Source organism: Bergeyella cardium (genome assembly GCF_009914665.1).
In the GTDB taxonomy this organism is placed as follows: Bacteria; Bacteroidota; Bacteroidia; order Flavobacteriales; family Weeksellaceae; genus Bergeyella_A; species Bergeyella_A cardium.
This window is the reverse complement of the sequence record NZ_CP029149.1, coordinates 1,109,581-1,120,000: the sequence shown is the minus strand read 5'-3', so window position 1 is coordinate 1,120,000 and position 10,420 is coordinate 1,109,581. Positions and strand designations below refer to the sequence as shown.

General features: G+C 42.5%; 7 protein-coding genes, 2 tRNA genes and 2 rRNA genes (1 of these 11 cut by a window edge). 1 reads left to right on the top strand and 10 read right to left on the bottom strand.

Annotated elements, in window-relative coordinates:
* From DBX24_RS05180 to DBX24_RS05165, 4 genes are all read right to left on the bottom strand, one after another.
* Window positions 1–1,517 (bottom strand): 23S ribosomal RNA (locus tag DBX24_RS05180) (it extends 1,230 nt beyond the left edge of the window).
* 194 nt (window positions 1,518–1,711) lie between these two features.
* Window positions 1,712–1,785 (bottom strand) — tRNA-Ala (locus tag DBX24_RS05175).
* Window positions 1,786–1,798: 13 nt separating this feature from the next.
* A tRNA-Ile gene (locus DBX24_RS05170) sits at window positions 1,799–1,872 on the bottom strand.
* A gap of 184 nt (window positions 1,873–2,056) precedes the next feature.
* Window positions 2,057–3,583 (bottom strand): 16S ribosomal RNA (locus DBX24_RS05165).
* The 16S and 23S rRNA genes sit together here with 2 tRNA genes alongside, the layout of an rRNA operon.
* A gap of 497 nt (window positions 3,584–4,080) precedes the next feature.
* Here DBX24_RS05165 and alaS point away from each other — a divergent pair.
* Window positions 4,081–6,678, top strand: coding sequence for an alanine--tRNA ligase (gene alaS, locus DBX24_RS05160; RefSeq protein WP_160224165.1), 2,598 nt, complete (start codon window positions 4,081–4,083; stop codon window positions 6,676–6,678).
* A 43-nt stretch (window positions 6,679–6,721) separates the two neighbouring features.
* Here alaS and DBX24_RS05155 read toward each other — a convergent pair whose 3' ends face one another.
* The 6 genes from DBX24_RS05155 to DBX24_RS05130 form a co-directional block, all read right to left on the bottom strand.
* On the bottom strand, window positions 6,722–7,186 hold the full coding sequence (locus tag DBX24_RS05155; protein ID WP_120489749.1) for a PEGA domain-containing protein: 465 nt from the start codon (window positions 7,184–7,186) through the stop codon (window positions 6,722–6,724).
* Window positions 7,187–7,886: 700 nt separating this feature from the next.
* Window positions 7,887–8,444, bottom strand: a complete 558-nt coding sequence (locus DBX24_RS05150) for a threonine/serine exporter family protein (RefSeq protein WP_120489750.1) — start codon at window positions 8,442–8,444, stop codon at window positions 7,887–7,889.
* Entirely contained in the window at window positions 8,428–9,210 is a 783-nt protein-coding gene (locus tag DBX24_RS05145; RefSeq protein ID WP_160224163.1) for a threonine/serine exporter family protein, read from the bottom strand. Before DBX24_RS05145 ends, DBX24_RS05150 begins: the two co-directional genes overlap by 17 nt.
* Window positions 9,211–9,297: 87 nt before the next feature.
* On the bottom strand, window positions 9,298–9,555 hold the full coding sequence (gene rpmA, locus DBX24_RS05140) for a 50S ribosomal protein L27 (RefSeq protein ID WP_120489752.1): 258 nt from the start codon (window positions 9,553–9,555) through the stop codon (window positions 9,298–9,300).
* Between the two features lie 55 nt (window positions 9,556–9,610).
* Window positions 9,611–9,922 (bottom strand): 50S ribosomal protein L21, encoded by a 312-nt coding sequence (gene rplU / locus DBX24_RS05135; RefSeq protein ID WP_120489753.1) that lies wholly within the window; start codon window positions 9,920–9,922, stop codon window positions 9,611–9,613.
* An 88-nt stretch (window positions 9,923–10,010) separates the two neighbouring features.
* Window positions 10,011–10,406, bottom strand: a complete 396-nt coding sequence (locus DBX24_RS05130) for a DUF4296 domain-containing protein (RefSeq protein ID WP_120489754.1) — start codon at window positions 10,404–10,406, stop codon at window positions 10,011–10,013.
* Window positions 10,407–10,420: the final 14 nt, after the last annotated feature.

Below are 10,420 nucleotides of genomic sequence, written 5' to 3'. Positions count from 1 at the left end.
TGTGTCGGTTTTGGTACGGGTTGCTTCACTCGCTTTTCTTGGATCCAGTTACTATACAACAACTTCGCCCGTAGGCTAGGTCTTAACTATTCCGTCAGTCTTCAGTATCCTGGCTGAACCGTCACTTTTACCGTGAGCAAGTTAGGGAATATTAACCCTATGTCCATCCACTACCCCTCTCGGGTTCGCGTTAGGCCCCGACTAACCCTCAGCTGATTAGCATGGCTGAGGAAACCTTAGTCTTTCGGTGAGCGGGTTTCTCGCCCGCTTTATCGTTACTTATGCCTACATTTTCTTTTCTATAAGCTCCACATTACCTCACAGTAATGCTTCTGCGCCGATAGAATGCTCTCCTACCGATGATTTAAATCATCCCACAGCTTCGGTAATATGCTTATGCCCGATTATTATCCATGCCGAACCGCTCGACTAGTGAGCTGTTACGCACTCTTTAAATGAATGGCTGCTTCCAAGCCAACATCCTAGCTGTCTATGCAGTTCAACCGCGTTGCTTCAACTTAGCATATATTTGGGGACCTTAGCTGGTGGTCCGGGTTCTTTCCCTCTCGGACATGGACCTTAGCACCCATGCCCTCACTGCCGACCAACATTTATTAGCATTCGGAGTTTGTCAGGAATTGGTAGGCGGTGAAACCCCCGCATCCAATCAGTAGCTCTACCTCTAATAAACTATCATCGACGCTGCACCTAAATGCATTTCGGAGAGTACGAGCTATCTCCCAGTTTGATTGGCCTTTCACCCCTACCCACAGGTCATCCGAAGACTTTTCAACGTCAACCGGTTCGGTCCTCCACTTTGTGTTACCAAAGCTTCAACCTGCCCATGGGTAGATCACAAGGTTTCGCGTCTAATCCCACTAACTATTCGCCCTATTCAGACTCGCTTTCGCTTCGGCTCCGGTACTTAATACCTTAACCTCGCTAGTAAAATTAACTCGTAGGCTCATTATGCAAAAGGCACGCCGTCACAGCTTATGCTGCTCCGACCGCTTGTAGGCGTACGGTTTCAGGTTCTCTTTCACCCTTCTATTCGAAGTGCTTTTCACCTTTCCTTCACAGTACTTGTTCACTATCGGTCTTTCAGGAGTATTTAGCCTTGGAGGATGGTCCCCCCTTATTCAAACAGGATTTCACGTGTCCCGCCCTACTCTTTTATTCACTTATATATGCCTTTCATATACGGGGCTTTCACCCTCTATGGCTATCCTTTCCAGAATATTCTATTAAACATATATATGCTTTTGGGCTAATCCGCTTTCGCTCGCCACTACTTACGGAATCTCTTCGATTTCTTTTCCTCCGGGTACTTAGATGTTTCAGTTCTCCGGGTTCGCTCACCTTACGGTGTAATAAGTCTTCAACTTATTGGGTTGCCCCATTCGGATATCTACGGATCATTTCGTGTGTGCCAATCCCCGTAGCTTTTCGCAGCTTACCACGTCCTTCTTCGCCTCTGAAAGCCTAGGCATCCGCCATACGCCCTTAACGATTTCTTTCCTCTTTTAAGGTTACTCAAGCACTTATAAGTGCTCGGTTTTCTCTTTGTGATGTCTTTACCGTAAATGTCAATGATCTGTATTCTCGCCTTCCATTCTAAGCAACAGGCAGTATGCTCATACTTAGTCCCTGTTTTTCCTAAAACTTCTAGCTTATAACCCAAAAATTAAAATTCTTAATCCCTGAGCTCCTGTGGAGAATAAGGGAGTCGAACCCTTGACCTCCTGCGTGCAAGGCAGGCGCTCTAGCCAGCTGAGCTAATTCCCCGCTAAATCCTTAGTAGTCTCGGGCAGGCTCGAACTGCCGACCTCTACATTATCAGTGTAGCGCTCTAACCAGCTGAGCTACGAGACTTCATCCTAATTTTAAATCTTAAACTTTAAACTAAGCTAAAATTCCTAATCTAAAATCTCAAATCCCTCATACTAATCCTTAGGGGTTTTTTATTCTATTTTTCAATATCAACCAAAGTAAAAACTAAAGCGCTCAACTTTTAAGCAAGTCTCTTTCTTGTTTCTTTTTGACGTTTAAGTCTCTAAAATGAGATGTTCCAGCCGCACCTTCCGGTACGGCTACCTTGTTACGACTTAGCCCTAGTTACTCGTTTTACCCTAGGCAGCTCCTTTGACGGTCACCGACTTCAGGTACCCCGAACTTCCATGGCTTGACGGGCGGTGTGTACAAGGCCCGGGAACGTATTCACCGCGCCATGGCTGATGCGCGATTACTAGCGATTCCAGCTTCATAGAGTCGAGTTGCAGACTCCAATCCGAACTGAGACCGGCTTTCGAGATTCGCATCACATCACTGTGTAGCTGCCCTCTGTACCGGCCATTGTATTACGTGTGTGGCCCAAGACGTAAGGGCCGTGATGATTTGACGTCATCCCCACCTTCCTCTCTACTTGCGTAGGCAGTCTCACTAGAGTCCCCAACTTAATGATGGCAACTAGTGACAGGGGTTGCGCTCGTTGCAGGACTTAACCTAACACCTCACGGCACGAGCTGACGACAACCATGCAGCACCTTGAAAATTGTCCGAAGAAAACCGTATTTCTACAGCTGGCAATTCCCATTTAAGTCTTGGTAAGGTTCCTCGCGTATCATCGAATTAAACCACATAATCCACCGCTTGTGCGGGCCCCCGTCAATTCCTTTGAGTTTCAACCTTGCGGTCGTACTCCCCAGGTGGCTGACTTATCACTTTCGCTTAGTCTCTGATCCCTAAAAACCAAAAACGAGTCAGCATCGTTTACAGCGTGGACTACCAGGGTATCTAATCCTGTTCGCTCCCCACGCTTTCGTCCATCAGCGTCAGTCTTATCTTAGCAACCTGCCTTCGCAATTGGTGTTCTAAGTAATATCTATGCATTTCACCGCTACACTACTTATTCCAGCTACTTCAAATATACTCAAGACTAACAGTATCAATGGCAGTGCTACAGTTAAGCTGCAGGATTTCACCACTGACTTATTAGCCCGCCTACGGACCCTTTAAACCCAATAAATCCGGATAACGCTTGCACCCTCCGTATTACCGCGGCTGCTGGCACGGAGTTAGCCGGTGCTTATTCATATAGTACCTTCAGCTACCCTCACGAGAGTAGGTTTATCCCTATATAAAAGAAGTTTACAATCCATAGAACCGTCGTCCTTCACGCGGGATGGCTGGATCAGGCTTCCACCCATTGTCCAATATTCCTCACTGCTGCCTCCCGTAGGAGTCTGGGCCGTGTCTCAGTCCCAGTGTGGGGGATCACCCTCTCAGGCCCCCTAAAGATCATCGCCTTGGTAAGCCGTTACCTTACCAACTAGCTAATCTTGCGCGTGCCCATCTCTATCCGCCAAAGCTTTCAATATCCCCAGATGCCCAGAAATATATTATGCGGTATTAATCTCCCTTTCGGAAGGCTATCCCCCAGATAAAGGCAGGTTGCACACGTGTTACGCACCCGTACGCCGCTCTCATTATTCATTAGCAAGCTAATAAACAACTCCCGCTCGGCTTGCATGTGTTAGGCCTCCCGCTAGCGTTCATCCTGAGCCAGGATCAAACTCTCCATTGTAAAGTTTTTTAACCTGGACTCACTCAAAGTTCTCATACTTTCGTATGTACGCTCTAGTTTTTCCTTACTTGGTTGTATCTGTTTTCTATCAATGATCTCTATTCCTTACAAATCCCAAAAACTATATCCCGTTCCAGATTTGCGAGTGCAAAAATAATACTTTTTTATTTACTAGCAAATTTTTTCAAAACTTTTTTAAAACTTTTTTCCAAAGCCCTAAAAATCGCCCTCCAAATACCACCTATGTAGTATATAAAACCTGCCTTATATCAAATATCACTCCTGCTCCCCCCTCAATGGGACCGCAAAAATAAACATATTTAATACTAATCAACAAATATTTTATTAACCCTATTATATAAATAATTGATAATGAATATGAAAAAAATTAGGGGAGAAAGATAATAAAGGAAATGCTGGAAATATTATAAAAATAAAGTTCCATATTTTCGGTTTATTTCATTTACATTAAATTTGCAAGCTATAATATAAGGTATATGACTTCACAAGAAATAAGACAAAAATTTTTAGATTTTTTTAAAAGCAAGGGGCACGAGGTTGTTCCTTCGGCACCGATAGTTTTAAAAGATGACCCTACACTGATGTTCTCCAACTCGGGAATGACGCAGTTTAAGGATTTTTTCCTCGGCTATAAAGAACCCAAAAACCGCAGAGTAGCAGATACTCAAAAGTGTTTAAGGGTTTCTGGAAAGCATAATGACCTTGATGATGTGGGGCGAGACACCTATCACCACACGATGTTTGAGATGTTGGGCAACTGGTCTTTTGGGGATTATTTTAAGAAAGAGGCTATTGCTTGGGCGTGGGAGCTACTTACCGAAGTGTATAAAATTCCAAAAGAAAACCTTTATGTAACCATATTTGAGGGTGATTCTTCTGAGAATTTGGAAAGAGACCAGGATGCCTACAACTATTGGAAAGAGCATATTGCAGAGGACAGAATCCTCAACGGAAATAAAAAAGACAATTTCTGGGAAATGGGCGAGCAGGGACCTTGTGGGCCGTGTTCTGAGATTCATGTAGATCTTAGAAGCCCAGAGGAAAAAGCGAGAATTTCAGGGAAAGAACTGGTAAATAACGACCATCCGCAAGTAGTGGAAATTTGGAACCTGGTGTTTATGGAGTTCAACCGAAAGGCTGATGGCTCCCTCGAAAAGTTACCAAAACAAAATGTAGATACAGGGATGGGCTTCGAGCGCTTGTGTATGGCGCTTCAAGGGAAATCTTCCAACTATGATACGGATGTCTTCACTCCATTAATAGAAAAGGTAGAGGAGCTCTCCGAAATGAAATATACTGGGAAGCTGGACGATGAAAAAGACATCGCTATCAGAGTGATAGTAGATCATATCCGTGCGGTTTCGTTTGCAATAGCCGATGGACAATTACCTTCCAACAACGGTGCGGGCTATGTTATCCGACGAATTTTAAGAAGGGCTATTCGCTACGCATTCACTTTCCTTGGGCAGAAAGAGCCTTTCATTTATAAATTGGTTACCACGCTGGCGCATCAAATGGGAGATGCCTTTCCTGAGCTTATTAAGCTACACGATTTTATTAAAAATGTAATTAAAGAAGAGGAAATTTCATTCCTTAGAACATTGGAGCAAGGGCTTTTAATGCTCGATTCTATGATGAATAGCGCTACGGATAAGGTGATCTCTGGCGGTAGAGCATTTGAATTGTACGATACTTACGGCTTTCCGATCGACCTCACAGCGCTTATCCTTACCGAAAAAGGCTTTACGCTGGACGAAGCAGGTTTTGAGGAAAAGCTCCAACAGCAAAAGGAGCGTTCGCGTGCTGCAGCACAGATGAAGACCGACGACTGGGTGGTGCTTCGCGAAGATGACGAGGAGGAATTCATCGGATACGATACCTTAGAAGCCATAGTCCGAGTAACCAAATACAGAAAAGTGGAGAGCCAAAAAGATGGCACTCAGTATCATTTGGTATTTAATGTTACGCCATTTTATCCTGAGGGAGGTGGGCAAGTTGGCGATAAAGGTTTTGTGGTTTCCGCGAATGGCAACATCACTTATATCATTGATACCAAAAAGGAAAACAACCTCATCATCCACATCGTGGAGACACTCCCAACGAATATCGATGAACCTCTAAAAGCCGAAGTGCACGGTAGAATCCTCGCTGAGGCAAACCATACTGCTACGCACCTGCTTCATCAAGCCCTAAGGGAGATTTTGGGTAATCATGTGGAGCAAAGAGGTTCGCGAGTAGATATGGAATCTCTCAGGTTTGATTTCTCTCATTTCCAAAAGCTAACGGATGAAGAGCTCTGCGAAATTGAGAAAAAAGTAAATGACCGCATACATCAGAAAATCCCGCTTCAAGAGCATAGAAACATCACGATGCAACAGGCTCTGGATGCAGGAGCAATGGCTCTTTTCGGAGAAAAATATGGCGACAGAGTTCGAATGATCCAGTTTGGGGAGAGTAAAGAGCTTTGCGGAGGTACGCATGTGAAGAACACTTCGGATATTTGGCATTTCAAAATTGTTTCCGAAGGTGCCGTAGCAGCAGGAATTCGCCGTATAGAAGCGATTACGAGGGACAGAGTGAAACTTTATTTCTATGAATTAGAAGACAAAGTAGAGAAGCTCAGCCAAATTCTTAAAACCAAAGATTTGGTGAAATCCGTAGAAAAACTTCAGGACGAAAATACCCAACTAAAAGCAGAGTTGGAGGCATTTAAGAAGGAAAAAGCTAAGGGCGAAACAGCCAATTGGAAAAATGATTTTGCGGACAAAGGAGACAAAAAACTCCTCGCGAAAAGAACCTCTTTAGACGCAGGTACGGTGAAGGACATCGTCTTCCAACTGAAAAAGGAAATCCCTCAATCGGTGATCGTTATCTTATCAGATGCAGGCGAAAAACCAATGATTAGCGTAGGGGTATCCGCAGATTTAGAAGGAAAATATCACGCGGGAAACATCGTGAAAGAGCTTGCCAAAGAGATACAAGGCGGCGGCGGTGGAAACCCTGGCTTCGCTACAGCAGGAGGTAAAAACTTAGATGGATTAGACAAAGCTTTGCAAAAAGCACAGGAGATATAAAAGCACCTCCCTCTCAAATTTGAGAGGGGGCGTTTATTTTGGGTTATTTTATTTTTTCTAGTTGTCCCACTTTTTCCCAATTAGGGTCAATGTCAAGAGATACCGCAAGATAAATATTCTTTCCTTTTACAAAGGCTGTTTCGCCTTCTAATCTTGCATTTAATTCTGCTGGTGAGAGTTTATACATTGCGCCAGTAATAGGGTCAATGATTAAACCAATCAGTCCTCCGAAGAGAATATTACCAATATACCAAGCGTTGAATTTTCTGGTAAGTCTCGTTTTATATGGTGTATACCCATCTAATTTAATCATTACATCATAATCTTGGTCTCTGCTTAGTTTGTGTTCAAGGGGTGTTCTACCTATTTCCATTTCGTTGATATAAACCATTGCGTTGGAAGGCGTTGAATCAAATTTCACGGTTTGTCTTGAACCAGACACGATAGTTGCGCAAGAGCTTAGCAATAGCGAAGCCCCTACCATAAGAGTAAAGGTTACTTTTCTCATAGTACTTAAAAATTTATTGGATTTTAATTTAATCTAATGATAGTTGGAATTGTTTCAACTGGGAGAGATCTCCCTCATATCGATGGAGTTCTATTTTCAGTCTGTAACAACTGCTCCATATGTCGGGCAATCTTTTCTGAGTGATTTTTATGATGTTTGCACCGTTTTTTCTTGCCTCTTTTCGGGCTTGATTCATAAGGCTATTGAAACTACAATTCGTAGTAAAACCAGAATCTTGAAATCGTAAATTTCCCACTAAAATTGTAGAATCGGGAAGCTTGTGATTAGTGTCTAAGAATGCAACTTTATCCTCTGAGGATAGTTCGGATTGTTTGTTGATTAGATTTGAAGTGATTTTTGGGCTACAGCTATTAGCTATCCCCCCCCATTAGGATTAGGGAGGCGAAGAGTAGATTTTTAATATCCATCGCGCTATTTTTTAGTTGCACAAATATAGCTAAAATATTGATAAAAAGCAAGTAAATACGCGATAAATAAGATGATAATTATCATCAAAATTTACAATAATAATCAAAGAAAATAAACCAAATCCGAAAAGATTTTATCTCAGCGGAGTGGTGGGAAATGAAATCCTCCGAGAAGAAAGGTCATCAAAAAAATAAGCCCCTCCACAAAACAAAAGACCGCACAAACTGCGGTCTTTTAATTTTTATACGGAGCTATCGGCAGGCGTGCTGCATCAGTCCTCTCCTTTTTTGCGCTTGCGAATGCCCAATCGGAAGAAGATTTTCTCAGCGATGAACCTATCAAAATCCTTCCCCTTTGCCGTGCGGGTATTGAAGAAGAGAATCGGAAAAATAATGCCGAAAGCAAGCGCCATTAGGATGAGCCCCGTTTTCATCCCGCTATTAAAAACCTCGAGGAAGTAATCAAAACTCACCTCATTATTTTTGCTCACCATCACGATTTTTAGCATACCGATGATAAACTCATAACCAAACTTTCCGGGAATCATACTAATAACGGCAGGCACAGTAAAGACGATGGGCGGCGTATGCACCTTGTGAGCGAAATATATCCCGAGAACGCCCACCGTAGAAGCCCCCGCAAGGGTGGAAATCACGATATGGTCTTGGATGACCGAATTCATAAAAAATGATTTCACAGCAAAGCCTATCGCACCGAGAAGCCCCGCTGCCCAGAGTGCTCGGCGAGGGGTATTAAACAAAATCGCAAAACCGAGTGCAACGAACACTGACCAGAAAATCTTGACCTCAAAACTATACAGTATATCCATATCCAAACATAAAAAGTGAAATATAAAACCCTACAGCAATCATAAACACGAGCATAAAACCCATCGCGACCTTTGCCCAACCATTGATAATATGCCCACTGACGATGTCTAAAAAGCCATTGATAAGCGGCACACCAGGGATGAGCCAAAGTACACAAGCGGTAAGCGCTGCGTGGAAGTCCTGCATCCCCAATATCCTGAACACATTCACCACCGAAGTAGAAACAAACGCCCCTACGAGGAAGCATATATAGACATTGAATTTCTTTTTAATGAAGAGCAGCCGCCCAAGAAAGCCCAAAGCCGCTGCCAGAAAGCAAACGAGAAACTCGAGCGGTGTGGCATCAAACATTTTGGAAAGGGCTGCCGTAGCGAAAGACACGAAGAGAATCTTGACCCACTCGGGGTATGACTTTATGTTTTGTATCCTCCGCATCTCGGATTCTATCTCGCTAAAAGATAATTTACCATCGGCAATCTTCCAGCTGAGGATGCTGATTTCAGAAACGATGGAATAATTCACTGCATAATGCGGAATGCTTCGGGTTTTTGTAAAGATATCTCCATCGGAGGTATTGTGCAGGGTGATAACGATGGCGGAATGGGAGAAGAAATGCTCCACACCATAGCCAAAATGGGCTGCGATACGATGAAGATTACGGGAGGTTCGGGTGGAATTAGCTCCATTTGAGAGGAGTAGCACGGCAATATCCGTAAGCAAAGCTCCTACAAGTTTTATGTTTTGTTTTTCAGGTTGATAAGTCATTCGGCAAATTTAATCGTTATCCACCAAATAAAGAAATAAAAAAAGCCCTGCCAAAAGCAGGACCTCATTATTATGGTATAACCAATCTTATGCGTTAGGTTCTACAGATACGAAAGATCTGTTATTTGCTTTTTTAGTGAAAACCACTTTACCATCTACAAGAGCGAACAAAGTGTGATCTTTACCGATACCTACATTTTTACCAGGGTGGTGCTGAGTACCTCTTTGTCTCACGATGATGTTTCCTGCGATAGCTTCTTGTCCTCCGAAAATCTTAACTCCTAATCTCTTGGAGTGAGACTCTCTACCGTTTTTGGAACTACCAACTCCTTTCTTGTGTGCCATTTTATTTTAAGGTTTTTGGGTTAAATGTTAATAAATCAATTATTACTTCTTAGAATTAAAGTCCTGAGAAACCAGTGATTTTAATTTGAGTTAAGGACTGTCTGTGTCCATTTTTTACTTTATAGCCTTTTCTTCTTTTCTTTTTGAAAACGATTACTTTGTCAGCTTTCAAATGGTCTAAGATTTCAGCTTGTACACTAACACCGCTTACAGCCGGGGCGCCTACTGTGGTTGTACCATTTACTGTAAGAAGCACTTTATCAAAAGAAATTTTATCTCCTGCTTCTCCGCTTAAACGGTTTACAAACAACTTTTGGTCTTGCTCAACTTTGTATTGAAGCCCTGCTATTTCTACAATTGCAAACATTGTTTATAAAATTTTAATTAATTATTATTCGTTATTGAGGGTGCAAAAATACATTTTTTTTTTTAATGGCAAAACCCCGCTCTATTTTTTATTTCACCTGAAACGGGATATTTTCATCTGGTGGTGTATTACCTTCTGAATCTTTTTTAATTTTTGCTTCCAGCTTTGCCTTTATTTTCGGGTCTTTATTGAGGATAATGTCCTGCGCCTTGTCATAAATCTTCGACATTTTATCGGGCTTTGTAAGGTAGTACGAATGGCTCTCTATAACATCTTTGCCCTTTACCTTGTACTTATTTAATATATATTTGGAACTTATTTCCATATCTCCCTGCTGATTGAGGATGGCGAGTTGGTCATTAATCGCCAGCTCTGCCACAAGCTCTGCCATTGTATCTTCATCTATGAGGTTCTCGGGTTTATCTACCACCTCTGAGCAGGATAGCGTAGCAAAAAAAACGAAAGAAAGCAGTATTTTTTTCATTATTTAATAAGAAT